Annotated in this window: 27 protein-coding genes; 23 read left to right on the top strand and 4 right to left on the bottom strand. The window is 69.1% G+C overall.

Annotated elements, in window-relative coordinates; translation table 11 throughout:
- Window positions 1-317 precede the first annotated feature (317 nt).
- From ACQVBX_RS16645 to ACQVBX_RS16635, 3 genes are all read left to right on the top strand, one after another.
- The gene (locus ACQVBX_RS16645) at window positions 318-536 is read left to right on the top strand and encodes a hypothetical protein (RefSeq protein ID WP_431635507.1); all 219 of its coding nucleotides are present in this window, start codon (window positions 318-320) and stop codon (window positions 534-536) included.
- An 85-nt stretch (window positions 537-621) separates the two neighbouring features.
- Complete coding sequence (locus ACQVBX_RS16640; protein ID WP_431635506.1) at window positions 622-2,922, top strand: ATP-dependent DNA helicase; 2,301 nt, start codon at window positions 622-624, stop codon at window positions 2,920-2,922.
- A gap of 62 nt (window positions 2,923-2,984) precedes the next feature.
- Window positions 2,985-3,323, top strand: coding sequence for a hypothetical protein (locus tag ACQVBX_RS16635; RefSeq protein WP_431635505.1), 339 nt, complete (start codon window positions 2,985-2,987; stop codon window positions 3,321-3,323).
- 18 nt (window positions 3,324-3,341) lie between these two features.
- Here the strand turns inward: ACQVBX_RS16635 and ACQVBX_RS16630 are convergent, their stop codons facing one another.
- The 3 genes from ACQVBX_RS16630 to ACQVBX_RS16620 form a co-directional block, all read right to left on the bottom strand.
- Entirely contained in the window at window positions 3,342-4,595 is a 1,254-nt protein-coding gene (locus ACQVBX_RS16630) for a heme biosynthesis HemY N-terminal domain-containing protein (RefSeq protein WP_431635504.1), read from the bottom strand.
- Window positions 4,592-5,692 (bottom strand): uroporphyrinogen-III C-methyltransferase, encoded by a 1,101-nt coding sequence (locus ACQVBX_RS16625; RefSeq protein WP_431635503.1) that lies wholly within the window; start codon window positions 5,690-5,692, stop codon window positions 4,592-4,594. The genes ACQVBX_RS16630 and ACQVBX_RS16625 overlap by 4 nt, the downstream gene beginning before the upstream one ends.
- 226 nt (window positions 5,693-5,918) lie before the next feature.
- Window positions 5,919-6,695, bottom strand: a complete 777-nt coding sequence (locus ACQVBX_RS16620; RefSeq protein ID WP_431635502.1) for a uroporphyrinogen-III synthase — start codon at window positions 6,693-6,695, stop codon at window positions 5,919-5,921.
- Between the two features lie 148 nt (window positions 6,696-6,843).
- On the opposite strand from ACQVBX_RS16620, the gene ACQVBX_RS16615 reads away from it, so the two are divergent.
- From ACQVBX_RS16615 to ACQVBX_RS16595, 5 genes are all read left to right on the top strand, one after another.
- On the top strand, window positions 6,844-7,353 hold the full coding sequence (locus ACQVBX_RS16615) for a YiiD C-terminal domain-containing protein (RefSeq protein ID WP_431635501.1): 510 nt from the start codon (window positions 6,844-6,846) through the stop codon (window positions 7,351-7,353).
- A 72-nt stretch (window positions 7,354-7,425) separates the two neighbouring features.
- Window positions 7,426-7,842, top strand: coding sequence for a hypothetical protein (locus ACQVBX_RS16610; protein ID WP_431635499.1), 417 nt, complete (start codon window positions 7,426-7,428; stop codon window positions 7,840-7,842).
- 79 nt (window positions 7,843-7,921) lie between these two features.
- Entirely contained in the window at window positions 7,922-8,362 is a 441-nt protein-coding gene (locus tag ACQVBX_RS16605; RefSeq protein WP_431635498.1) for a rhodanese-like domain-containing protein, read from the top strand.
- Window positions 8,363-8,610: 248 nt separating this feature from the next.
- A complete protein-coding gene (locus ACQVBX_RS16600) occupies window positions 8,611-9,336 on the top strand; it encodes a hypothetical protein (RefSeq protein ID WP_431635497.1) in 726 nt (241 codons plus the stop codon).
- A gap of 116 nt (window positions 9,337-9,452) precedes the next feature.
- Entirely contained in the window at window positions 9,453-9,848 is a 396-nt protein-coding gene (locus ACQVBX_RS16595) for a hypothetical protein (protein WP_431635496.1), read from the top strand.
- Between the two features lie 19 nt (window positions 9,849-9,867).
- On the opposite strand, the gene ACQVBX_RS16590 is transcribed toward ACQVBX_RS16595, so the two are convergent.
- A complete protein-coding gene (locus ACQVBX_RS16590) occupies window positions 9,868-10,920 on the bottom strand; it encodes a 2Fe-2S iron-sulfur cluster-binding protein (RefSeq protein WP_431635495.1) in 1,053 nt (350 codons plus the stop codon).
- A gap of 63 nt (window positions 10,921-10,983) precedes the next feature.
- On the opposite strand from ACQVBX_RS16590, the gene ACQVBX_RS16585 reads away from it, so the two are divergent.
- The 15 genes from ACQVBX_RS16585 to ACQVBX_RS16515 all read left to right on the top strand — a co-directional run bounded on the left by ACQVBX_RS16585 (window position 10,984) and on the right by ACQVBX_RS16515 (window position 24,741).
- Window positions 10,984-11,427: a hotdog fold thioesterase gene (locus tag ACQVBX_RS16585; protein ID WP_431635493.1), complete on the top strand. Its 444-nt coding sequence runs from the start codon at window positions 10,984-10,986 to the stop codon at window positions 11,425-11,427.
- A 49-nt stretch (window positions 11,428-11,476) separates the two neighbouring features.
- Complete coding sequence (locus ACQVBX_RS16580; RefSeq protein WP_431635492.1) at window positions 11,477-12,427, top strand: serine/threonine protein kinase; 951 nt, start codon at window positions 11,477-11,479, stop codon at window positions 12,425-12,427.
- A gap of 127 nt (window positions 12,428-12,554) precedes the next feature.
- On the top strand, window positions 12,555-12,992 hold the full coding sequence (locus ACQVBX_RS16575) for a hypothetical protein (protein ID WP_431635491.1): 438 nt from the start codon (window positions 12,555-12,557) through the stop codon (window positions 12,990-12,992).
- A gap of 18 nt (window positions 12,993-13,010) precedes the next feature.
- Window positions 13,011-13,346 (top strand): VOC family protein, encoded by a 336-nt coding sequence (locus ACQVBX_RS16570; protein ID WP_431635489.1) that lies wholly within the window; start codon window positions 13,011-13,013, stop codon window positions 13,344-13,346.
- Between the two features lie 70 nt (window positions 13,347-13,416).
- Entirely contained in the window at window positions 13,417-14,622 is a 1,206-nt protein-coding gene (locus ACQVBX_RS16565) for a class I SAM-dependent rRNA methyltransferase (protein ID WP_431635488.1), read from the top strand.
- 57 nt (window positions 14,623-14,679) lie between these two features.
- A complete protein-coding gene (locus ACQVBX_RS16560; protein ID WP_431635486.1) occupies window positions 14,680-15,786 on the top strand; it encodes a DNA topoisomerase IB in 1,107 nt (368 codons plus the stop codon).
- Between the two features lie 45 nt (window positions 15,787-15,831).
- Window positions 15,832-17,292 carry a DNA recombination protein RmuC gene (gene rmuC, locus ACQVBX_RS16555; protein ID WP_431635485.1) on the top strand — a complete coding sequence of 487 codons (1,461 nt, stop codon included), beginning with the start codon at window positions 15,832-15,834 and terminating at the stop codon, window positions 17,290-17,292.
- A 182-nt stretch (window positions 17,293-17,474) separates the two neighbouring features.
- Complete coding sequence (folE, locus tag ACQVBX_RS16550; protein ID WP_431635484.1) at window positions 17,475-18,074, top strand: GTP cyclohydrolase I FolE; 600 nt, start codon at window positions 17,475-17,477, stop codon at window positions 18,072-18,074.
- Window positions 18,071-18,412 (top strand): EF-hand domain-containing protein, encoded by a 342-nt coding sequence (locus ACQVBX_RS16545; protein ID WP_431635483.1) that lies wholly within the window; start codon window positions 18,071-18,073, stop codon window positions 18,410-18,412. Before folE ends, ACQVBX_RS16545 begins: the two co-directional genes overlap by 4 nt.
- Before the next feature lie 85 nt (window positions 18,413-18,497).
- On the top strand, window positions 18,498-19,832 hold the full coding sequence (locus ACQVBX_RS16540; protein WP_431635481.1) for a TCR/Tet family MFS transporter: 1,335 nt from the start codon (window positions 18,498-18,500) through the stop codon (window positions 19,830-19,832).
- The gene (locus ACQVBX_RS16535; RefSeq protein WP_431635480.1) at window positions 19,829-20,335 is read left to right on the top strand and encodes a DUF1993 domain-containing protein; all 507 of its coding nucleotides are present in this window, start codon (window positions 19,829-19,831) and stop codon (window positions 20,333-20,335) included. Before ACQVBX_RS16540 ends, ACQVBX_RS16535 begins: the two co-directional genes overlap by 4 nt.
- A 596-nt stretch (window positions 20,336-20,931) precedes the next feature.
- Entirely contained in the window at window positions 20,932-21,156 is a 225-nt protein-coding gene (locus ACQVBX_RS16530; protein WP_431635479.1) for a hypothetical protein, read from the top strand.
- Window positions 21,157-21,369: 213 nt separating this feature from the next.
- Window positions 21,370-23,001 (top strand): NAD(P)/FAD-dependent oxidoreductase, encoded by a 1,632-nt coding sequence (locus tag ACQVBX_RS16525; protein ID WP_431635478.1) that lies wholly within the window; start codon window positions 21,370-21,372, stop codon window positions 22,999-23,001.
- An 85-nt stretch (window positions 23,002-23,086) separates the two neighbouring features.
- Entirely contained in the window at window positions 23,087-23,344 is a 258-nt protein-coding gene (locus ACQVBX_RS16520; protein WP_431635476.1) for a helix-turn-helix domain-containing protein, read from the top strand.
- A gap of 2 nt (window positions 23,345-23,346) precedes the next feature.
- Entirely contained in the window at window positions 23,347-24,741 is a 1,395-nt protein-coding gene (locus tag ACQVBX_RS16515; protein ID WP_431635473.1) for a type II toxin-antitoxin system HipA family toxin, read from the top strand.
- Window positions 24,742-24,764 lie beyond the last annotated feature (23 nt).

The raw sequence follows: 24,764 nt of genomic DNA, 5'->3' as shown, positions 1-24,764 counted from the left end.
TTCCGGAAACCCGGGCAACTTTCCGCCGTCGGCGCGCTCTATATCTCCGGATGCACGCAACGGCGTCCGTGGGTTCCTCACCTCCCTGGAGAACCCAAGCGATACGAGCCTTCCCCTGGGCCTCCGTATCGCGGTGATCCGGTCTTCCCCTGGGCCGTCTCACCACCCCCGGCCCCGAAGGTTCCCCCTAGCCTTCGGGGCTTTTTTTGTCCGGCGTTTTCGTCCCCCGCTCCGGGCCCTCCATGCGCGCTGGCCCTGCACCTCACGTGCACATTCTTCCCGCCTATGATCACCCGCCCATCACAGGAGGAATATCCATGCGTGCAGGTCTCATCGTCATCGGTGTCGTGTTGCTCGCCGCCGGTATCTGGGTCACCGTCGGCAATGGCAGCTACAAGAAGACGGATACCGTCGCCAAGCTCGGTCCGGCGCAGATCACTGCCACCCACGACAAGGCGATCCCGCAGTGGGTCGGCATTGCCGGCATCGTGATCGGCGGCGTGCTGGCCGTCGGCGGCTTCCTCAGCAAGCGCTGAGTTTCACCCGCCACTCACCCTTCGACCGCCGCCTTCGGGCGGCGGTCGTCGTTGGGGCGATCCGCGCGCCGCTACAATGATGCGGATGGATGTTTCCCACCTGATCGATTCGCTCAACGACGCCCAGCGTGAAGCCGTCTGCGCCCCGCCCGGCCACTATCTCGTGCTGGCCGGCGCCGGCTCCGGCAAGACCCGCGTGCTCACCCACCGCATCGGCTGGCTCACAGAGGTGGAGCGGGTGCCGCCTTGGGCGATCCTCGCCGTCACCTTCACCAACAAGGCCGCCGGCGAGATGCGCGCGCGGCTCGGCGCGCTGATTCCGCAGAGCACGCAGGGCCTCACCGTGGGCACCTTCCACGGCATCGCCCACCGCCTGCTGCGCCGGCACTGGGCCGAGGCCGGGTTGCCGGAAGGCTTCCAGATTCTCGACTCGGACGATCAGCAGCGACTGGTCAAGCGCGTGGTGGCCGGGCTGGGCCTGGACGACGCGAAGTTTCCGCCGCGCCAGGCCGCCTGGCAGATCAACAGCTGGAAGGACGAGGGCAAGCGGCCGCAGAACATCGAACACTACGACCACCCGGTCACCCGGACCTTCGTGCAGATCTACCAGGCCTACGAGGACGCTTGCCGCCGCGCCGGCCTGGTCGACTTCGCCGAGCTGCTGCTGCGCGCGCACGAGTTGTGGCTGAACAACCCGGCCGTGCTCGAGCACTACCAGCACCGCTGGCGCTACCTGCTGATCGATGAGTTCCAGGACACTAACACGCTGCAGTACGCGTGGATCCGCGTGCTCGCCGGCGCCACCGGCCAGGTGTTCGTGGTCGGCGACGACGACCAGGCGATCTACGGCTGGCGCGGCGCGAAAGTGGAGAACGTGCAGCAGTTCCTGAAGGACTTCCCCGGCGCCCGCACCATCAAGCTGGAACAGAACTACCGCTCCACTGCCACCATCCTCAAGGCCGCCAACGCGGTGATCGCACGCAACGGCGGTCGCCTCGGCAAGCAGCTGTGGACCGACGGCGACGCCGGCGAGCGCATCGCGCTGTACGCGGCCTACAACGAGCAGGACGAAGCGCGCTTCGTCATCGAGCGCATCCGCGAGTACATCGACGAGCACGGCAACGCCAAAGACTGCGCCATCCTCTATCGCTCCAACGCGCAGTCGCGCAACTTCGAAGAGCAGCTCACCCAGCGCAATATCCCGTACCGCGTGTACGGCGGTTTGCGCTTCTTCGAGCGCGCGGAAATCAAGGATGCGCTGGCCTACCTGCGCCTCACCGCCAACCGGCACGACGACGCGGCGTTCGAGCGCGCGGTGAACACGCCGCCGCGCGGCATCGGCGACCGCACGCTGGACGTGCTGCGCCGACGCGCGCGCAGCGAGAACACTTCGATGTGGGAAGCCGCCCTGCACGAGCTGTCCGGCGCCAGCGAGCTAGCCGGGCGGGCGAAGAATGCGGTGAAGGCGTTCCTGGCGCTGATCGACCAGATGGCGCGCGATTTCAGCCCCGCCGCGGACTCCCTCTCCCCCCGGGAGACGGGTGGGGGTGAGGGTACGGACACCCTGGATGCAGCCGCCTCGACCGAACCCTCACCCCCGGCCCCTCTCCCGGCGGGAGAGGGGAGTCAAGGCCTCACCCTCGCCGAGCAGATGGACCACGCCATCAGCCACACCGGCCTGCGCGACTTCTACGAGAAGGACAGCCGCGGCAACGCCGAATCGCGCACCGAGAACCTGGACGAGCTGGTCAACGTGGCCAGCCGCTTCGAGCTCACGCCCGACGACATCGACGCGGGACTCAGCGAGCTGGCCGCCTTTCTCTCGCACGCCGCGCTGGAAGCGGGCGAAGGCCAGGGCGAGGCGTGGGACGACTGCGTGCAGCTGATGACGCTGCACTCGGCCAAGGGGCTGGAGTTTCCCGTGGTGTTCCTGGTCGGCCTGGAGGAAGGCCTGTTTCCCAGCCAGCGCTCGGTGGAAGACGAAGGCCGGCTGGAGGAGGAGCGCCGCCTCGCCTACGTGGGCATCACCCGCGCGCGCGAACGGCTGTTCATCACCCACGCCGAATCGCGCCGCATGCACGGCACCGAGATGCTGGCGCGGCCCTCGCGTTTTCTCGGCGAGATGCCGGCCGAACTGATCGACGAGGTGCGCCCGCGCGTGCAGGTCAGCCGCCCGCTGTACGGCGGCTACCGCGGCGCCGCGTCGGCATCGCTGGAGGAGGCGCTGCCGGTGAAGCTCGGCCAGCGCGTGAACCATCCCACCTTCGGCGAGGGCGTGGTGCTCAGCGCCGAGGGTGCCGGCGCGCACGCGCGGCTGCAGGTGAACTTCGAGAACGCCGGCAGCAAGTGGCTGGTAGCCGCTTACGCCAACCTGACCCCGCTGTGAAGTAGTCCGGCGAGAGCTGTTGTCCAACGCCCGGTTTTCGCAACGTCGGGCGTCGGCAAGCCATGACCGAATCCAAGCCGTCCAGCCGCCTGCTGGACCACGACCTGTGCGTGCACATCTTCACCGCCTCGGCCGGGATGGTCGGCGTATGCCTGACCGTCATCGGCATCATCCGCGTGGTGATCTCGCTGCGGAAAGCCGACCTGTTCGTGGACGACCTGCTGGCCGGCGACGCGATCCTCTACCTGATCGCCTGCCTGCTGTCCTACTGGGCGCTGCGCACGCGCAACCTCAAGCGCAATCACCGGGTGGAACGGGTGGCTGACGTGATCTTCCTGGTCGCACTCACGCTCACCGCGATCAGCGCGGGCATGATCGCCTGGGCGATCTCGGTGCGCTGAAGCGCGCTTGCGCGAACATCACTCGCGCAGGCGCGGCACGCCGTGTTCGTCGCGGTCCTCGATCGCGATCGGCCGCGTGTCGATCACGCCGGACGTCGCCGTGGGCACGTTCTGGATCACGTCGCCGCGGGTCAGCGCCAGCGCGTTGCGGAAGCAGCGCTGCGCCATCACGGCGTCGCCCTGGCCGGTCCACATGTCGGCCAGTGCCTCCCACGCGCCGGCACTGGGCGTGAGCGCGATCGAGCGTTCCAGGTGCTTGCGCGCCTTGCCCCACAGCTTGAGCTTCACGCACAGGCGACCCAGCGCGAGCAGCAGGCCGGCGTCGTTGGGGTGGGCGTCCAGCCAGCCTTCGGCGCGGCGCAGGCGGGCCTCCAGATCCTCGTTGCCCAGCGCGCCCCACACCTGCACCAGCGAGGATGACCACTCGCGGCGCAGCGCCGACTCCAGCTCGTCCATCGCCGGCAGGATCATACCCAGCTCCGCCGCGCGGCGCGCGTAGGCTTCGACCACCACCGGCGCTCGGCGCTGGTTCTTCGGCAGCTGCGACCACAGCGTGTTGAGCGCGGCGGCATCGGCGGCGGACTGCACGCTGGCCACCAGCACCTGGTTTTCCAGCGCCTGATAGTTGCGGCTGCCCAGCGCGGCGCTCTTCTGCAGCGGTGCCAGCGCGGCGCGCGCGCGGCGGGTGTCGCCGGCGGCCAGCGCGGCCAGCGCCAGCTCGCGCCAGCCGCCCGGAGGCAGGCTGCCGTTGTCCGCTTCCGGCGCCAGCAAGGCCACCGCTTCGGCCGGCTTGCCGTCACGGCGCAGCAGCGCGGCGCGCAGCACCCGTGCGGCCTGCGGCACCGACTGCGCGGCCTGGTTGAGCGATTCCAACGCGCGGGTGGATTCCCCGCGCCGCGCCGCCGCTTCGGCCGCCGCCAGCAGGGCCGGGCCCTGCAGCGCGTCCAGCCGCGAGGCGCGCGACAGGTCGCGCTCCGCATCGCCATTACGCCCCTCGGCCAGGGCCACCAGGCCGTCGGCGAGACGGCGGCGGCTGAGCCGGCGATGGCGACGGGTCAGCGCGCCGAACGGCCAGCGCACCAGTTGCCACAGCGCGCCGAACACACCCCAGGCCAGCAGCAGGATCACCACCGCGGCGAGCACCGTGGTCTGCACGCGCCAGCCGCGCAGGCGCACCAGCACGTAGCCGGGGTCTTCGGCGATCCAGTGCCAGCCGAACGCGGCCAGCGCCGCGATCAGCACCAGCAGGAGAATCCAGCGCCACAGCTTCACGGCTTCGCTCCCGCCGGCGCCGCGGCCGGCTTGAGCGCGTGCACGGCGCGCAAGTTGCGCAGTTCAGTGAGCGCAGCGCCCAGCTCCACCGGCTTGGACGGCTGCGCCGTTTTCGCCAACTCGGCCAGCGTGTCCTGGGCCTGCTTCACCGCGGCGGCGTTGCCGTCGAACTGCGCGGCGAGGCCGGCCTGGGCGCGCTGCAGCGCGCCGAGGTAGCCCGCCTCGTCGCGCGCCAGCAGCGCCGATTCGGCATGCGCCAGATCCAGCGCCACCAGCTCGCGGGTGAGTCGCGCGTCGGCGACCGCCATCGGCGCACCGTTGTCGCGCTCGATGCTGACCACGCCGGCCAGCGCGTGACCGATGCGCGCCCACACGCCGTCGGCGTTCGTCGCGGCAGGCGCATCCAGCGGCTTCAGCGGCAGATCGCCGAGCGCACCGCGCAGTTGCTGCAGCCGCTGCAGCGTGGCGTCGGCATGCACGCTGGCGCGCTGCTCCAGCGCCTCGCGCTCGGCGGCTACGCTCTGGCGAAGGCCGGAGAACGCGCCGTCATCCACCGACGACAGCGCCTGATCGGCCAGGGCATAGGCCTTGGCCGCGCCGTCGGCGTCGTGGAACAGCTCGTAACGTTCCTTGCCCATCCGCAGCAGGGATTCGGTCTCGTCCAGCAGCATCGCGTCGTGGCCGGAGAGGCTCTTCTCCGACAGCTTGGCCACCGCGTCCTCCAGGTTGCGCAGGCGCTCGTTCTGACCGAGCAGTTCCTCGCGCATGCCGCGGTTGACGTCGTCGGCGTCGCGCAGGCGCTCGCGCAGCGTGCGGCGCTCGGCATCCATCGACTGCAGCGTGCTTTCCAGCGTCGCGGTGCGGGTGCTCAGGCCATCCAGCGTTTGGCTCGCCGCCGCGTTCGCGCGGGCCTGCTGCCACTGCTGCCAGCCCACGTAACCGGCGCCGCCAGCGGCGATCAGCGAGAGCAGCACTGCCAGCGCCAACGCGCCGCCGTGGGATCGCGGTTCGGGCGCGCGCGGCGAGGCCGTGCGGGCCGGAGACGGAACGCTCGCCGCGGGCGCGGCGGACTCGTGGGAAGTGGCGTCGTTGTTCATGCGCGCATGCTAGCAGCCTGTCGCACTCGAGTTGGCCGGGCTGCGGAGCCCGTCCCTCAGGTCTGTTTGAAGGCCGCTTCACGGCCTGTGGAGCCGTCATCGGCCGGCGAATATTCGAACGGGGCTGGTCATGCAGTCGGCCAACGCGAAGACTCCCCGCAATTCATCTGCAAAAGACCGGGCACCACGTCGCCGCCTGCGCAGACGATTGCCGATCACGCCAACCTCAGCCATCCGCGACGTCCGCCCCGGCTGCTGCCGCCACCAGATCGGCCGGCAGCGCCGACCGCGCCAGCACCAGCCGCGTCCAGCCCGCTTCGCGCGCAATCGCCCGCAGCCGCGCGCTGCTTACTACGGCGGTGATCTCGCGCAGCGCCGTCCACGCGTCCGGCGGCAACTGCTGGCGCAGGTGGCCGATCGCCTCGGCGCTGGACAGCAGCACACACGCGTCCGGTGGCAGCGCGTGCAGCAAGGGCTCCACATGCCTCCGATCCAGCCGCGGCGGCACCCGCTTGTAGACGTGCACCTCGCGCAGCTCGGCGCCGCGCGCCGCCAGCGCTTCGCGCAACAACCCGCGCCCGCCTTCGCCGCCGATCAGGGCCACCGAGGTGCCACGCAGCGATTGCAGCGCAGGTAGTGAAAGCACGCCTTCACTGTCCTGCCGCGACGGCGCCAGCGGCACCCGCACGCCGGCACGCGACAACGCGCGCGCCGTGCCCTGGCCCACGCCGATGGCGGGGCAATCGGCCGGCAGCGGATGCAGCGCATGGGCCAGGCGCACCGCGGCCGGGCTGGTGAAGATCACCCGCTCGGCGCGCAGCGCAGCAGCCAGCGCCGCGCGGGTGGCCGCATCGTCGATCGTGCGCAGCGCCATGCCCGGCACGTGCAGCGGACGACCGCCGGCTGCGCGCACCCGACGCATCATCGCGGCGGCGGCACCCACCGGACGGGTGATCACCACCACGCGGCCATGCAAGTCATGCGGCGCTTCGGGCTGGGTCATGCGTGCGTCCCGTGGGCGGTGGGCAACGTAGAGAGACAGGCAGGTACGGCTTTCGTGCGTCGCAGTCTAGCCGCGATGGGCCGTACACTGATCCGCCCTGCCGCGCCCCGACGTGCGGCAGTGATCCATCCCCGCCACGAGTCACGCCATGTCTGCCGCCCCTTCCTCCGCCCCGCATCCCGCCGACGACGCGGCCGAACTCGCCCTGGCCGAAGCGCTGGTGCAGTTCATCCGCGACGAGATCCCGCTCGCCCGCGCGATGGAGCCCTCGCTGCAGGCCTGGTCGCACGATCGCCTGAGCCTGGCGGTGCCGCTGGCGCCCAACGTCAACGACAAGGGTTGCGCGTTCGGCGGCAGCCTGGTGAGCCTGATGACGCTGGCCGGCTGGGCGCTGGTGGAACTGGCGCTGCGGCGCCGCGGCGACGATTGCGACCTGTTCGTGGGCGAGTCCACCGTGCGCTACCTCGCGCCGGTGTGGGACGACTTCCGCGCCGATGCGCAGCTGGCGCCGGAGGCGGACTGGACCGCCTTCTTCGACACGCTGGCCGCCCGCGGCCGCGCCCGCATCGAGGTGGCCTGCGAAGTACCGGGCACGCCCGGCAAGCCGGCGGCCACGCTGTCGGCGCGCTTCGTCGCCAAGCGCCGCGCGCAGCCCTGAGCGATGCCGCGGGCTTGCCCGCCCGGCGGCATGCGGCACAATGCCCGGGCCTTTCTCCGGGAGATCCACTCCATGCGCCGCATCGCCACCCTGTGCGCCCTCGCCGGCCTCGTGCTGCTCGCCGGCTGCGCCACCGACAAGCGCAACACCACGCTCACCGCCACCCTCAACGCCTACGGCAGCACCGTGCGCTGGGGCGACTTCGCCAACGCCGAGCAGTTCGTCGACCCCAAGGTGCGCGAGGCGCATCCGCTCACACCCATCGAGCTGTCGCGCTTCAAGCAGTACCGCGTCAGCGACTACGACGATGGCCAGGGCCCGGTGCCCACCGGCGAAAACGAGGCGCAGCAGGTGGTGCGCATCGGCATCGTCAACCTCAACACGCAGGCCGAGCGCACCCTGGTCGACAAGCAGACCTGGCGCTACGACCCCGAGGCCAAGCACTGGTGGCTCACCAGCGGCCTGCCCGATCTCACCACCGCGCGCTGAGCGCCAGGCCCCGCTGCCCGTATAATCGCGGGTTTTCCGCCCCACTCCCGCGGCCTGCGGCTGCCCCAGCGAAGCACCCATGAACGATTTCCTGCACAAGCTGCCCACCTTCGTGGGCAACCATATCGCGCTCTCGGCGCTGTTCGTGATCCTGCTGGTGGCGGTGATCGTCACCCAACTGATGACCCTGCTGCGCAAGTACAAGGAGCTCACGCCGGCCGGCCTCACCCTGCTGATGAACCGCGAGAACCCGCTGCTGGTGGATATCTCCCCGCGCGACAGCTACGAGAAGGGCCACATCCCCGGCGCCAAGCACGTGCTGATGAGCCAGTTCGACCCGGAGAGCAAGGACCTGGCCAAGGCCAAGGACCTGCCGGTGGTCGTCATCTGCCGCGCCGGCCAGACCGCCCAGGGCGCGGCCCAGCGCCTGGTGAAAGCCGGCTTCCAGAAGGTCTACTTCCTCGGCGGCGGCATGGGCGCGTGGACCCAGGCGCAGTTGCCGGTGGCGAAGGGGAAGTAAGGCGACGCGTCCCGCGCGAGTAACGTCAGGTCCAGCATCGCGCTCGGACCTATGAAAACCCGCCAAGGCAACCGCCGAAGCGGGTTTTTTTGTTCCGCATCGCTGCCGGCGCGCTGCGCCGGCTCGTCGGGCGACCGCTAAATTCGGGTGGCGACCTGCCTCCCGCGCTGACATCATTTGAACAAGCGGCGAACGAAGGTCGACTCTGACCTAGGATTTTGCTGCTCAATTTCAGCGTTAGGTCTCACATGAAAATCTTGCGCTTCTTGCGAAAAAACAAGTTCGACGCAGTTCTACTGCTGACGTGCCTCGTCGCCGTCTATCTAATGACGGCAGCATCCTCAGACCCACTTGCATCTTGGATTGCAGCAACGTCTTTGGCGCCTGTGTTTTACCAGTTCAAGGCGGGAAACGAGATTATTTTCAATCTTTCTGCGGGCGTAATTTCCTCAGTCGTAATGTTCTACTTGTTGGTAAGAGTTCCAGCCTACGAACAGAAGGTGCGTATTCGTGCTCACCTTCTTGAAACTTACCTACACTACAAGCAAGAAGTCATCTATATATTTCTAGGAATTCTGCACGGAACCATCGACCCAGAGCTTGCCGCCAAACTGATGAATGCGCCTGAATTTAAGGACTACTTCAAAGCACCCTCGGGAGTGTCCGGCCAGGACAGGACGCAATACATAATGAATAACATCGAGGAACATCACTTAACGCAGATAAAGATGGAGTCTGAAATTCTACATAGCGAGTTGCAGTACGCCACCACAAGAATCGACATCCAAGAACCGGAACTTCACGCGTTCACTCGCCGCATCACCAAGTCACTTCTAAGAACCAAGAACTGGGATTTGAGCTACGACGGAGTTGAAGAAGTACTCGGCTTCTACTGGCAACTTTTTGCTGGCTGGTCATTTGTCTCTGGCTATCAGGGCGGCGACCCGTTAGAGGACAGAATCCGTCGCTTGTAAGACAGCGAACAGGGCCGGGCTCACTTCCCGAGAGTCCAGCGCGACCGCTGAAGGCACCCAGAGGTCGATCGATCTCGGCGCTGCTACTTCACTAACGTTAGGAGGCCAAAGCGCCGATGAGCACCGAACTCACGATCCGCTCCTACCTCGCCCAGGCTTTCCGCTGGCAGAAGGGCCGCCAAGGCAGCGGCTACGACAAGATGCTCCTGCTCACCGGGCGCTGGCCGCTGCCGTTCGACAGCTACCTCATCCGCTATCCCGAGGGCTCGGAGATTCCCCCGCACACCGATCCGGTGACAGAGGGGCGGCACTACCGGCTCAATCTCGTGCTCAAGTCACCGAAGTTGGGCGGCGATTTCGTCTGTGCGTCGCCGATTTTTGCCAGCCGGCGGATCAAGCTGTTCCGCCCAGATGCCTGCGAGCACAGTGTCACGAAGGTGGCTGGCGGGAGCCGCTATGTGCTCTCGCTTGGATGGGTGATCGGAAAGCGAACGCACCGCAACGGGCGTTGAATCGCTCCGCAGCGCTGCCCTAGCCCTCGGCCCTAATACCCGCCCGTCCCGCCAGAATCTGCGCCAGCACATCCGGCGCGTATTCGAACGAGTCGTAGTAGAGCCGGTCTTCCGGCAGGCCGGCGTCGACGAAGCGGTGGCGGGCGGCGTCGATCATGGCGGGTGGGCCGCTCATGTAGAGGTCGTGGGCGCTGAGATCCGGGTGGTCGGCGAGCAGGGCGTCGTGCACCAGGCCCACGCGCGTGTGCGCGTCACAGGCTTCGGAGAGCACGGGGATGAACAGCAGATCGTGCGCGTCGCGCTGCCACTGTTCGGCCAGCGCGCGCAGGTAGAGATCGCCGCTCTGGCGGGCGCCCCAGTAGACGCGGATGGCGCGGCGGGTGCCGAGGGCGAGGAAGTGCTCCACCACCGCCTTGACCGGCGCGAAGCCGGTGCCGCCGGCCATGAAGATCATCGGTCGCTCGGAATCCTCGCGCGGCACGAAGGTGCCCAGCGGGCCTTCGATGCGCAGCGTGTCGCCCACCTGCGCCCGTTCGCTCACCCATGAGGTGAAGCCGCCGCCGGCGACGTGGCGCACGTGCAGCTCCAGGCTGCCGTCGGGTGCGGGCATGTTGGCGATGGAGAACGGGCGGCGCTTGCCGTCGTCGAGCAGCACGTCGAGGTATTGCCCGGCCAGGTGGCGCAGCGGGCGCTCGCCGGGCGCCGGTCGCAGGCGCAGGCCGACCACCTCCGGCGCCAGCCGGCGCTTGTCGACGATGCGCACGGTGAGCGCGCGACGGGCGATGTCCTCCACCGAGGCGACTTCGCGTGCGGCGATGGTGAGGTCGCTGGCGGGCACGGCCTGGCACAGCAGTACCGCGTGGTGCGCGCGTTCGCCGGCATCCAGCGCCAGCGGCGGATGGCGCGGGTAGTCCACCTGGCCCTCGAGCAGGATCGCCTTGCAGCTGCCGCACACACCGGAGCGGCACGAGTACGGCAGCGCGATGCCGGCGCGCTGCGCGGCTTCGAGCACGGTCTCGCCCGGCTGCGCCGCGAAGCGGTGGCCGGTTGCCTGGAGGGTGATGGTGAACACGATGCGATTGTCGCCGCGACAGGTGTGGACCGACAATGCGGGTTCGCCTTACGAGTATCAAGCATGAGCATCTGGAAGCAGGACATCAGCCTGGACACCATCAATGGCTGGTCGAAGAACACCTTGATGGAAGCGTTGGGCATCCGCGTTACTGAAATGGGCGAGGATTTCCTGCGCGGCACGATGCCGGTGGACGCGCGCACCCACCAGCCCTACGGCCTGCTGCACGGCGGCGCCTCGGTGGCGCTGGCCGAGACGCTGGGCTCCACCGCGGCGATGCTCACGCTGGACCCGACGCAGGAGCTCACCGTGGGCCTGGACATCAACGCCAACCACGTGCGCGGCGTGCGCAGCGGCACCGTCACCGGCACCGCGCGTCCGCTGCACCTCGGGCGCACCACGCAGGTGTGGGAGATCCGCATCGAGAACGAGGACGGCTCGCTGGTGTGCATCTCGCGCCTGACCATGGCGGTGGTGCCGGCGCGGGTGCTTGGGGCGAAGGGGTGACGACAGCGCGAGCGATGGCCGTGCTCGACCGCGCTCCGACAGGAGACGAATGGTGAGCGCCGAAGCGCCCTACGCCGACCTCACGCCCGATCGGGTACTCGATGCGATCGAGGCCTGCGGGCTATGGCCAGACGGCCGCCTGCTGGCGCTCAACAGCTACGAGAACCGCGTGTGGCAGGTGGGCATCGAGGATGCCGCGCCGGTGATCGCCAAGTTCTACCGGCCGGGCCGCTGGAGCGACGAGGCGATCCGCGAAGAGCACGCCTTTGCACAGGAGCTGATGGACGCGGAGATCCCCGTGGTGGCGCCGCTGCGCTTCGACGGGCACAGCCTGCTGCAGCACGGCGGCTATCGCTACGCCCTGTCGCCGCGCCACGGCGGCCGCGCGCCATCACTGGAATCGCGCGACCAGCTGGAATGGCTGGGTCGGCTGATCGCACGCATCCACACCGTGGGCGCACGCGCGCCGTTCGCCCACCGCGGACGGCTGGACCGCGACACGATGGTGCGCACGAGCGTGCAGGCGGTGCTGGACTCCCCCTTGCTGCCGCCGTCCCTGGCGCACGCCTACCGCGCCGCCAGCGCGCGGCTGGACGAAGCCATCGCACAGCGGCTGGACGCGGTCGGCCCGGTGCGCACGCTGCGCCTGCACGGCGACTGCCACCCCGGCAACGTGCTGTGGACCGATGCCGGCCCGCACTTCGTCGACCTGGACGACGCTCGCACCGGCCCGGCCGTGCAGGATCTGTGGATGCTGGCCAACGACGAGGCGGCGATGCGCGCCCTGCTGGACGGCTACACCACCCTGCGCGAATTCGACGACGGCGAGCTGGCGCTGGTGCCGGTGCTGCGCGCCATGCGCCAGTTGCACCACGCCGGCTGGATCGCCCAGCGCTGGCACGATCCAGCCTTCCCGCTGGCATTCCCGTTTGCCGCCGAGCCGCGCTGGTGGGAGCAGCACATCGCCGACCTGCACGAACAAGCCGACGATCTGGAATGATGCGCTGCCCTTGTAGGAGCGACCTCGGTCGCGATGCTGTTGGCTTTTGTTGTCTGGATCGGAGCAAGAGCATCGCGACCGAGGTCGCTCCTACAGAAACCGTTTCCCTTTGCTCTGGAGCCACTGCATGCGTTCGTTCCTCTTCCGCCTGATCGGCATCCTCGAAATCGTCGGCGGCTTTCTCGGCGTGGTGGCGAGCGTGCGCCGGCTGCTGCCGCTGGGTTCCACCTACGAGACGCTGATGGCGCTGATCGGCCTGGCGCTGTTCGGCTTCATCCTGATCGCCGGCGTGCTGTTGATGGAAGGCAGCGAGCGCGGCGTGGCGTTTTCGCGCGTGGCGCAGCTGCTGCAGCTGCCGCTGCTGGCCACGCCGGTGCTGAGCTACGCGCTGCACAGCGGCGCCTTCATCAACGTGTTCGCCACGCTGCAGGCCTCGCCGCGGCTGGGCATCGACTGGCATCTGGGCACGCACGGCTTCGTGCTGGCGGTGGCCGGGCCGGCGGTGTCGCGCATCGGCATCAACCTGCTGGCGTTGCTGTCGTGGCTGGTGCTGCGGCTGCGCTGATCCGAAGGAGACACGAACATGGCTCGCCCCAACTACATCGAACTGCCCGCGGCCGACCTCGCGGCATCGAAGGCCTTCTACGCAAAAGCCTTCGGCTGGACGCTCGCCGATTTCGGCCCCAGCTACGCGGCCACCACCACCGGCGATGTGGATGTCGGCCTGCAGGGCGACCTGGCCGAAGCGCCGGCCGCGCCGCTGCCGGTGATCGAGGTGGACGATCTGGAGGCGGCATTGGCAGCGGTCACCGGTGCCGGCGGTGTCGTGGTGCGCCCGATCTTTGCGTTCCCCGGCGGGCGCCGGTTCCAGTTTCGCGACCCGCACGGCAACGAGCTGGCGGTGATGCAGGCGGACTGAACGCGGGTGACATAGGCTCGCTGAGCGCGAGCGACGCCGGCGGCCGGCGCGCAGCCGGTAGAATGCGGCGATGAACACGCCAATCAACCCGCCGATCAACCCGCCCGCCGCACCCGCCGAACTCCCCGTCATCCGCCTCAAGTCCGATCGCTCCCCGGGTCATCCGTGGGTGTGGTCGGCGCAGGTCTACAAGCCCGAGGGCCGGCTGCCGCCGGGCAGCGTGGTGGAGGTGCACGACGCGCGCGGGCGCTTTGTCGGCCGCGGCTTCTGGAACGGCCACGCGCGCATCGCGCTGCGGCTGCTGTCCAACGATGCCGCCGAGACCATCGACGCCGCGTGGATCGCCGCGAAGGTCGCCCGCGCCGTGCAGCTGCGCCGCGAGCTGCTGCAGCTGGACACGGTGAGCGACGCCTGGCGCGTGGTGCATAGCGAGGGCGACGGGCTCTCCGGGCTGATCGTCGATCGCTACGCCGACATCCTGGTGGTCGAATACTTCGCCGCCGGCATGTGGAAATTCCGCGAGGCGATCCACGCGGCGCTGCAGACCCACTTCCCGGGCGCGCGCATGGTGTGGTTTGCCGAGAGCCACGTGCAGAAGCAGGAATCGTTCGACTGCCGCAGCGGCGAGATGCCCGCGCCGGTGGAAGTGCACGAGCACGGCCTGCGCTTCCACGCTGCGCCGGGGCTGGGCCACAAGACCGGCTTCTTCGCCGACCAGCGCGACAACCGCCAGCGCTTCGCCCAGCTGGCGAAGGGCCGCCGCGTGCTCGACCTGTGCTGCAACGCCGGCGGCTTTGCGGTGCATGCGATGGCTGCGGGCGCACGCGAGGCGATGGGTGTGGACATGGACGCCGGCATCCTGGAGATCGCCCGCGCCAACGCCGCCGCCAACGGCGTGGACGTGGCGTTCGAGCAGGCCGACATCTTCGACTGGGTGCGCGCCGCGGTGGCGCGCGGCGAGCGCTACGACGCGGTGATCCTCGACCCGGCCAAGCTCACCCGCGACCGCTCCAAGGTGATGGACGCGCTGAAGAAATACTTCGCCATGAACCGCATGGCGCTGGACGTGATTCCGCCCGGCGGCCTGCTGCTCACCTGCTCGTGCACCGGCCTGGTCAGCGAGGCGGATTTCCTCGAGATGCTGCGCCGCGTGGCGCTCAACGCCGGCCGCGAGATCCAGGTGCTGGACGTGCGTGGCGCCGGCGCCGATCACCCGTTCCGCACCGACGTGCCGGAAGGGCGCTACCTCAAGGCGGTGTTCTGCCGGGTGGAGTGAAGTGGACGCGCGCGTTGCCTGCACGCGCGCTTGATCGGCGCTGGCCACACTCGGCGCATGCCGCGCCCCCTGCCGAAGACTGCCACCGTCGATCCCACTGTGTTGCGCGAGGCGCGGGCGGTGGGGCTGGTCTATGTGAGCGACGAGCAACCCGGCATCGCGCGGCGGCGCCGCGGCAAGGGCTTCAGCTACCACGATGCCGATGGCGCGCCGGTGCGTGACGGCGCCACGCTGGCGCGCATCCGCACGCTGGCGATTCCACCGGCCTATGTCGACGTGTGGATCTGCGCCAACCCGAACGGCCACCTGCAGGCCACCGGGCGCGACGCGCGGCAGCGCAAGCAGTACCGCTACCACCCGGAGTGGCGGGCGCTGCGCGACAACAACAAGTTCACCCGCCTGCTCGCCTTCGGCGACGCGCTGCCGCGCATCCGCCGCCACGTGCGCGCCGATCTCGCCCGCCCCGGCCTGCCGCGCGAGAAGGTGCTGGCGCTGGTGGTGCGCCTGCTGGACGAGACGCTGATCCGCATCGGCAACGACTGCTACACGCGCGACAACCGCAGTTTCGGGCTGACCACCCTGCGCTCGCGCCATGTACGCGCCGAACGCGGCCGGCTGCGCTTCGCCTTTCGCGGCAAGAGCGGTCAGGACCAGGAAGTGGTGCTGGACAACCGCCGCCTCGCCGGCATCCTGCGCCGCGTGCAGCAGTTGCCCGGCCAGCGGCTGTTCCAGTACCTGGACGACGACGGCACGCGCCAGCCGATCGACTCGGGCCTGGTCAACGACTACCTGCGCGAGGCCAGCGGCGGCGAGTTCACCGCCAAGGACTTCCGCACCTGGGGCGGCACCGTGCAGGCGATCGGGGTGATGGCGCGCACGCCCCTGCCGGAGCGCGGCGGCGAGCGCGCGCTGCGCCAGGCGATCACTGCAGGGGTGAAGGAAGTGGCGGCGACCCTGGGCAATACGCCGGCCGTATGCCGCGCTTCCTACATCCACCCGGCCGTGTTCGAAGGCTGGCGCGACGGCAGCCTGCAGCACGCGGTGCCGGCGTCGTGCGCCAGCCACCCGCGCCAGCTCGAACAGCGCGCCCTGCGCTATCTGCGCCGACGGCTGCGCAGCACGGCGGCTACCGCGGGCACTGCACGCAGCGATCGCAAGCGCTGATACATCAGCGCGTAAACTGGCGGCCCAGCTTTACAGGATCGCCCCATGCCCAACCTCGAAACTCTCGCCATCGTGCTCGTGCTCGCGATGCTGGTCGTCATCGCGCTGCAGGTGGCGCTGCTGCTGCGCGGGCGCGGCGATGCCGGGCTGACGACGCGGCTGGACGCGCTCAAGGACGACGGCGAGCGGCTGCAGCGCACGCTGCGCGAGGAGCAGCGGGCCGGGCGCGAGGAGCTGCAGCAGGGCTTCGACCGGTTCCGGGCGCACGTGGCCGAGCAGCTGGGCGGCGCATCGACCCAGCAGGGCGAACGCATCGACGGCTTCGGCGCGCGGCTGGCCCAGCTCACCGAACGCACCGACACCGGCCTGCAGAAACTGGCCGAGCGCCTGGCCGGCGACGCCCACCGCAATCGCGAAGAGCTCACCCTGGCGCTGACCCGCTTCGGCGAGCAGCAGCAGGCGCGCCTGGCCGCGCTCACCGCAGACAACGAAAAGCGCATGGGCGACGTGCGCGCCACGCTGGAAGCCCAGCTCAAGGCGCTGCAGCAGGACAACGCCGCACAGCTGGAAAAGATGCGCGCCACCGTGGACGAAAAGCTGCAGAGCACACTGGAAACGCGCCTTGGCCAGTCGTTCAAGCTGGTGTCCGAGCGGCTCGAAGCGGTTCAGCGCGGGCTGGGCGAGATGCAGAACCTGGCCACCGGCGTGGGCGACCTCAAGCGCGTGCTCACCAACGTGAAGAAGCGCGGCATCTTCGGCGAGGTGCAGCTGGGCGCGCTGCTGGAAGACATGCTCACCGCCGAGCAGTACGCCGCCAACGTGATCACCGTGCCGGGCAGCAACGAGCGCGTGGAGTTCGCCATACGCATGCCGGGCCAGGACGAGGGCGACCACGTCTACCTGCCGATCGACGCGAAGTTTCCGGTGGAGGACTACCAGCGCCTGCTCGACGCGCAGGAGATCGCCGACGTCGATGCCGCCAACGCCGCCGGCCGCGCGCTGGAAACCCGCGTGCGCGAGGAGGCCAAGCGCATCCGCACCAAGTACGTGGCGCCGCCGCACACCACCGATTTCGCCGTGCTGTACCTGCCCACCGAGGGCCTGTACGCCGAGGTGATCCGCCGGCCCGGGCTGTTCGAGCAGCTGCAGCGCGAGCATCGCGTCACCGTGGCCGGCCCGACCACGCTCAGCGCCCTGCTCAACAGCCTGCAGATGGGTTTCCGTACGCTGGCCATCGCTAAGCGCTCCAGCGAGGTGTGGAAGATCCTGGGCGCGGTGAAGACCGAGTTCGGCAAGTTCGGCGACGTGCTGGACAAGGTGAAGAAGAAGCTCGACGAGGCCGGCCGTCACATCGACGCCACCGGCGTGCGCACCCGCGCCATCGAGCGCCGGCTGCGCGAGGTGGAATCGCTGCCGGGCGAGGCCGCCGCGCCGCTGCTGGGCGAGATCGGCAACGGCGGCCCGGCCGCCGGGGACCTGGACGACGAGGAGCCGGGCGACGCCTGAGCCGCCCGTCGGTCGCCCTGCGACATCCTGGCGCGGGTGCCGGCGGCATCCGTCGCGCGCCATTCGCCGTAAAGCGCATCGATGCTCGCGGCACCCGCCGAGCCGCATCGTCCGCCGCCGTCGGCGGCCGCCATCGCGCCGCCCCGGTAAACTCACCCTCTTGCTTTGTTCCAGGACCACCCATGAGCGACCAGCCCCAGCATCACGACGTTACCCGCGAGCAGGCCGAGGAGGCCGTACGCACCTTGTTGCGCTGGGCCGGCGAGGATCCGGCCCGCGAGGGGCTGCTCGATACGCCGCGGCGGGTGGTGAAGGCCTACGGCGACTGGTTCTCCGGTTATGCCGACGATCCGGCCGAGTACCTCAAGCGCACCTTCAAGGAGGTAGAGGGTTACGACGAAATGGTCGTGCTGCGCGACATCGAGTTCGAGAGCCATTGCGAGCACCACATGGCGCCGATCATCGGACGCGCCCACGTGGGCTACATGCCGACCAACCGCGTGGTCGGCATCAGCAAGCTGGCCCGTGTGGTGGAGGGCTATGCACGCCGCTTCCAGGTGCAGGAAAAGCTCACCGCGCAGATCGCCCAGTGCATCAACGAGACGCTCAAGCCGCGCGGCGTGGCGGTGGTGATCGAAGCCAGCCATGAATGCATGACCACCCGCGGCGTGCACAAGCGCGGCGTGTCGATGGTGACCAGCCAGATGCTCGGATCGTTCCGCGACGATCCGCGCACGCGCGGCGAGTTCCTGCAGTTCATCGGCGTGCCGCGCATCCGTTGAGCAAGCACCTGACTCTCTGGCTGCTGGTCTGCGCCTGCGCCATGGCGGCGGCGCAGGCGTACGCACAATCCACGCCGGCGGCCTACCTGCAGCTGTTCGACCACGACGGTGATGGCCGGGTGAGCGAGCAGGAGTATGTCGACCGACTCAGCGCCGGCTTCCTCGTCATGGACAGCAACCACGACGGCACGCTGGAGCCGTCCGAGCTGCCCGGGCACCGCGGCCGGGCGGTAACCCTGGTGAAGCATCAGGCCAACCTGCGGCGGCAGTTCCGCAAGCTCGATCGCGACCATGACGGTGTGCTCGACGCACGCGAACTGGCCCAGCCGCCGCAATAGGCTTCGCGACAACGAGCCGGCACTGCGAGCGCCACACCGCTTCGGTTATCGTGCGCGCTTCGCGCCCGTCGATCCCCAGAACGCCTTGACTCCCCACCACGCTCCCCGCCGCGCCGCGCTGGCCTTCATCTTCGTCACCGTACTGCTGGACATGCTGGCGTTCGGCATCATCATCCCGGTGCTGCCGCACCTGGTGGAGCAGCTGATCGGCGGCGGCACCGCCAGCGCCGCCTGGTGGGTGGGCGTGCTGAGCACGGTGTTCGCGATCACCCAGTTCATCTTTTCGCCGATCCAGGGCGCGCTGTCGGACCGCTACGGCCGTCGGCCGGTGATCCTGATCTCCAACTTCGGCCTGGCGATCGACTTCTTTGTGCTGGCGGTGGCGCCCACGCTGTGGCTGCTGTTCGTGGGGCGCACGGTGATGGGCATGACCGCGGCCAGCTTCAGCACCGCCAATGCGTACATCGCCGACATCACGCCGAAGGAGAAGCGCGCCGGTGCGTACGGCCTGCTGGGCGCGGCGTTCGGCGTGGGCTTCGTGCTCGGGCCGGGGCTGGGCGGCTGGCTGGGCGCGATGCATCTGCGGCTGCCGTTCTACGTGGCCGGTTCGCTGGCGCTGTGCAATTTCCTCTACGGCCTGTTCGTGCTGCCCGAGTCGCTGCCGCCGGAGCGGCGCAGCGCCCGCTTCGAGCTGCACAGCGCGCACCCGATCGGCGCGCTCAAGCTGCTGTGCCGCACGCCGCAGCTGCTGGGCATGGGCGTGGCGAGCTTCCTGGTGTTCCTGGCGCACTACGCGCTGCAGATCACCTTTGTGCTGTATGCGGACTATCGCTACCACTGGGGCCCACAGGCGGTGGGCCTGGTGCTGATGCTGGTGGGGGCCTGCGACGGGCTGGTGCAGGCGCTGCTGACGCGGCGACTCACCCCACGCTTCGGCGAGCGGCCGGTGCTGCTGTTCGGCATGCTCTGCGGCATCGCCTCGTTCGCGCTGATGGGCTTGGCGACCGAAGGCTGGATGTTCCTGCTCGGCATTCCGCTGATGGCGCTGTGGGGCCTGTCCAACCCGCCGATCCAGTCGATCATGACGCGCCAGGTGGAGCCGTCCGAACAGGGCCGCCTGCAGGGCGCCAACACCTCGCTGGGCAGCTTCGCCGGCATCTTCGGGCCGTATCTGTTCGCCCAGGTGTTCGCCTGGTCGATTGCGCCGGCCAGCCGCGTGCACGTGCCGGGCGCGGCGTTCCTGCTGGCGGCCGGACTGCTGGCCGGCGCCCTGCTGGTGGCGGTGCGCGCCACGCGCGGCGGCCAGCTCGAGCCCTCCGGCGCGGCGCCGGCCGACCCCGCCCACGCCGCCCATGCCGCCGCGCTGCACATCGCGGCGAACGACACCTCCTCCCCCGCAACCACGGAGCAACACCCATGACGCTGTCGATGTACCAGGCTTCCGTTCCCCTCGCCGTGCGCGCGCTGACCAACCTGTCGGCCGTACTGAAGAAGGGCCATGCGCACGCTCAGACCAAGCAGGTGGAAGACGCCACGCTGCTGCAGACCCGACTGGTGCCGGACATGCTGCCGCTGGTGCGGCAGGTGCAGATCGCCTGCGACATGGCGACCCGCGGCGTGGCCCGCCTGGCCGGCGTGGAACCGGCCGCGTTCGAAGACAACGAGACCACCTTCGCCCAGGTGTACGACCGCATCGAGCGCGCCATCGCCTACGTGCAGGGCTTCACCGCCGAGCAGATCGACGGCAGCGAGACCCGCGCCATCCACCTGAAGATGCGCAGCGGCGAGATGCACTTCGAAGGTCAGTCCTACCTGCTGGACTTCGTGCTGCCCAACGTGTTCTTCCACTGCACCACTGCCTACAACATCCTGCGCGAAGCCGGCACCGACATCGGCAAGCAGGATTTCATCGGCCGCAACTGACCGGCCCGCCCCGGCGACACTATGGTCGCCGGGGTTCTCTCTGACCCACTCCGCGTTTGCGTCACTTCCCTCGGCCGAAGGTGACGCGACGCGTCAGATCCGGCCGCCGATCGGGGCCGCGGCACCGCTACAAGCGCAAAAAGCGGTGCCGATTCGCTGAACCAGGGGCGACTGCGGCCCTCCGGCCGACACCATCGGCGCGTGTGGCGCACACGCATTCGATGGCCGCCGTCACGGCACCCAGAGCGGCGGCAACATTGCGCAACGGCCGCCATGCGATGCGCGGAAAGCCGCTCCAGGCAACGATCGCCGCCGCTTGCGTGGCACGTTTGCGCCTCCGCATTTCTACGTCCACGCGCTCCTCGCCCGCGTGCCGGCGACGAGCAAGCCGGGATGCGCCCGTAGACGCGTCGAAGCGCGCCTTGCCCACCAGCCGCGTGAACTGTGATCGACCTCGCATTTGCACCCTGTGCGCTGGCCTGCGCCCTGCATCGCTCTCCAGCGAAGAGGAAGGCGGCTCCCTCCCCCGATGCACGGCCTGCTTCCTCAGCAACAACCCGACGACGTAGTTCGTTCACCCCAGCGAGCGCATGACCATGGAGCAGATCATCGAATTCGTCATTGTTGGTGGGCCCCAGCACGGCATGGTGTGCCGCCATCCGGTGCCCTCGGTGCCGGCCGACACCATCGCCATCTCCAGCAACGATGGCCAGCTGTGCCGCGTGGCGGCGCGCCGCCGTGCGCGGCACGCCGGTACCCGCCTGCTGTTGCTGCATCCGCAGGCCACCGGCGAACAGTTCCGTACCCTGCTCGCGGCGTAATCGCCCGCTGAGCCACGTTTTTCAGCGCCCGGCGGGCGAAGGCTTCCCCCTACCCCCCCGCCCACCCCGCCGGGCGCTGACCTTTTCATCGTCCCGCGAGTGACGCACCGCCCCAGCGCGGCGCCTTGTTCCCATGCACCGCGGCCCGGACAATGACGCGCTGGCGACCATCTTGCGGCCGCCCTCCGATCGATTGCCCGAGCACCCCCACGCATGCTGCGACTGACCGACCTCAAGCTGCCGCTGGATCACAGCGGCGCCGACCTGGAGCAGGCGATCCGCACGCGGCTCAAGCTCGGCAAGGACGGACTGCGCCGCTTCAGCGTGGCCAAGCGCAGCCACGACGCGCGCAAGCGCGGGGCGATCGCGCTGATCTACGCGCTGGATGTCGAGGTGGCCGACGAGGCCGCCGTGCTGGCGCGTTTCGCCGACGACGCCCACGTTCAACCCGCGCCGGATACGCGCTACCGCTTCGTCACCCAGGCGCCGGCCACGCTGGCGCACCGGCCGATCGTGATCGGGCTGGGGCCGTGCGGCCTGTTCGCCGGACTGGTGCTGGCGCAGATGGGCTTTCGCCCGATCATCCTCGACCGCGGCAAGGCGGTGCGCGAGCGCACCAAGGACACCTGGGACCTGTGGCGCAAGCGCAACCTGCATCCGGAGTCGAACGTGCAGTTCGGCGAGGGCGGCGCTGGCACGTTCTCCGACGGCAAGCTGTACAGCCAGATCCGCGACCCGCAGCACCACGGCCGCAAGGTGCTGGAGGAGTTCGTGAAGGCCGGCGCGCCCGAAGAGATCCTCTGGATCAACAAACCGCACATCGGCACATTCCGGCTGGTGACGATGGTCGAGCACATGCGCGGCACGATCGAGTCGCTGGGCGGCGAGATCCGCTTCCAGCAGAAGGTGGACGACCTGATCCTGGAAGCCGAAGGCAGCGATCGCCAGCGTATTCGCGGCGTGGTGCTGGCCAGCGGCGAGGAAATCCGCAGCTACCACGTGGTGCTGGCGGTGGGCCACAGCGCGCGCGACACCTTCGCCATGCTGCACGCCCGCGGCGTCTACGTGGAGGCCAAGCCGTTCTCCATCGGTTTTCGCGTGGAGCACCCACAGACAATCATCGATCGCGCCCGCTTCGGTCCGCAGGCCGGCCATCCGCTGCTGGGTGCGGCCGACTACAAGCTGGTGCACCACGCGAAGAACGGCCGCGCCGTGTACAGCTTCTGCATGTGTCCAGGCGGCACCGTGGTGGCGGCGACCAGTGAGCCTGGCCGCGTGGTCACCAACGGTATGAGCCAGTACTCGCGCAACGAGCGCAATGCGAACGCGGCGATCGTGGTGGGCATCGATCCGAGCGACTTCACACCCTTCGACGACAGCGGATCGCCGCTGGCCGGCATCGCCCTGCAGCGCGCGCTGGAAAGTCGCGCCTATGTGCTGGGCGGCGAGAACTACAACGCGCCGGGCCAGCTGGTCGGCGATTTCCTGGCCGGCCGCGCCTCGCGCGAATTCGGCGAGGTGCTGCCCTCGTTCAAGCCCGGCGTCACGCTGGGCAGCCTGGACAGCGCCCTGCCCGACTACGCCATCGCCGCGATCCGCGAGGCGATGCCCGCCTTCGATCGCCAGATCAAGGGCTTCGCCCTGCACGACGCGGTGTTCACCGGCGTGGAGACGCGCACCTCCTCGCCGATCCGCATCAAGCGCGATGAGACCCTGCAGAGCCTCAACACCACCGGCCTGTACCCGGCCGGCGAAGGTGCGGGCTACGCCGGCGGCATCCTCTCGGCCGGCGTGGACGGCATCAAGATCGCCGAAGCGGTGGCGCGGAGCATGGTGGGCGGCTGATCGTCAGGAATTCCAACCTTCAGGTTGAAATGGTCGAATTCAACCTGTAGATTGATATCTGAGTAATTAACTCAGGAGTTGAATCATGCTCGCCACCCCGATCCGCCTGCCCGCCCAGCTCGGCGTGCTGCTGCGTAACGCGCGGTTGAGCCGCGGCCTCACGCAGGCAGACGTGGCCAAGGAACTAGGGATCACCGCGCAGGCCCTGTCGAAACTGGAAAGCAACGCCGCCAAGGCGTCTTTCGACCGCGTTCATCGGCTGTGCCAGGTGCTGGGACTCGAACTGCTGCTGCAGGACAAGCCCGTCATGAACCTGCGCGACAGCGCCACGCCGCAGTGGTAGCCATGACGCGGACCCTCGCTCTCGACATCTGGATGAACGGCGCCTTCGTCGGCACCTGGGAGCGTCCGCGCAACGGCGCCGATCGCCTGACCTACGACGCCGGCTGGATCGCCTCGTCGCTGGGGCGTCCGCTGTCGCTCTCGCTGCCGTTCGGCCTGGCCACCGGTCGCAGCAGCGACAGCCACCGCGTGCTTCGCGGCGAGAAGGTGGCCTGGTATTTCGAAAATCTGGTGCCGGACAACGACCGCATCCTGCAGCGGTTGCGCGAGCGCTATGGCGCACGCTCCACCGCGCCGTTCGATCTGCTGGCCGCCATCGGGCGCGACTGCGTGGGCGCCATCCAGTTGGCTCCCGCTGGATCGGAGCCGGGAGATATTCGACGCATCGACGCCGAGCCGCTGGACGAGGCCGGGGCCGCGCAGGTGCTGCGCCACACCACCGTGGCCCGGCTTCCCGGCGAGCGCGCGGACGACGATGCGTTTCGTCTCTCCATCGCCGGCGCGCAGGAAAAAACCGCGCTGCTGCACCACCGCGGCCAGTGGTGCATTCCGCATGGCGCTACGCCGTCGACCCACATCTTCAAGCTGCCGCTGGGCCTGGTGGGCAACGTGCAGGCCGATATGCGCCAGTCGGTGGAACTGGAGTGGCTGTGCATGGAGCTGGTGCGTGCGTTCGGCCTGCCGGTGGCGAACGTCGACATCGGACACTTCGAAGACCAGAAGGCCCTGATCGTGGAGCGCTTCGACCGCACCAAGGCCGCCGATGGCGACTACTGGCTGCGCATTCCGCAGGAGGATTTCTGCCAGGCCAGCGGCCTGCCGCCCGACCGCAAGTACGAGAGCGACGGCGGCCCGGGCATCGCCGCCATCATGGACATCCTGCGCGGCTCGGAAGACGCCGCGGCCGATCGCGCGCGCTTCTTCACCACCCAGGTGCTGTTCTGGATGCTCGCGGCCACCGACGGTCACGCCAAGAACTTCAGCCTCACCCTGCTGCCCGGCGGTCGATACCGGCAGACGCCGCTGTACGACATTCTCTCGACCTATCCCGTGCAGGGACGCGGCGCCAACCCGATGGATCCGCGCAAGGCACGGCTGGCGATGGCCGTGACGGGAGAGAACCGCCACTACCTGCTGCACGACATCCACCGCTGGCACTGGGTGAGCATGGCCGAGCGCCTGGGTCTTCCCGATGGCGCCGAACCGATCATCAACGGACTTGTCGAGCGCGCTCCCGAAGCGCTACATGCCGTCGCCTCGCGCCTGCCTCAAGGCTTTCCAAGTGAGCTGTTCGACAGCGTCAGCGCTGGCGTGATGGCCGCCGCAAAGCGCCTGGGCAGAGAGCCGGACCGCCGCTCCACCGGCGGGCGTGGCGCCGGATCGACCCACACACATTGAGTCCACTCCGCGCAGCGCCATAT

The sequence above is a fragment of the Dyella thailandensis genome (assembly GCF_050749815.1).
Classification (GTDB): domain Bacteria; phylum Pseudomonadota; class Gammaproteobacteria; order Xanthomonadales; family Rhodanobacteraceae; genus Dyella_A.
The sequence above is the reverse complement of the archived record's forward strand: the minus strand, read 5'-3'. Positions and strand labels throughout refer to the sequence as shown.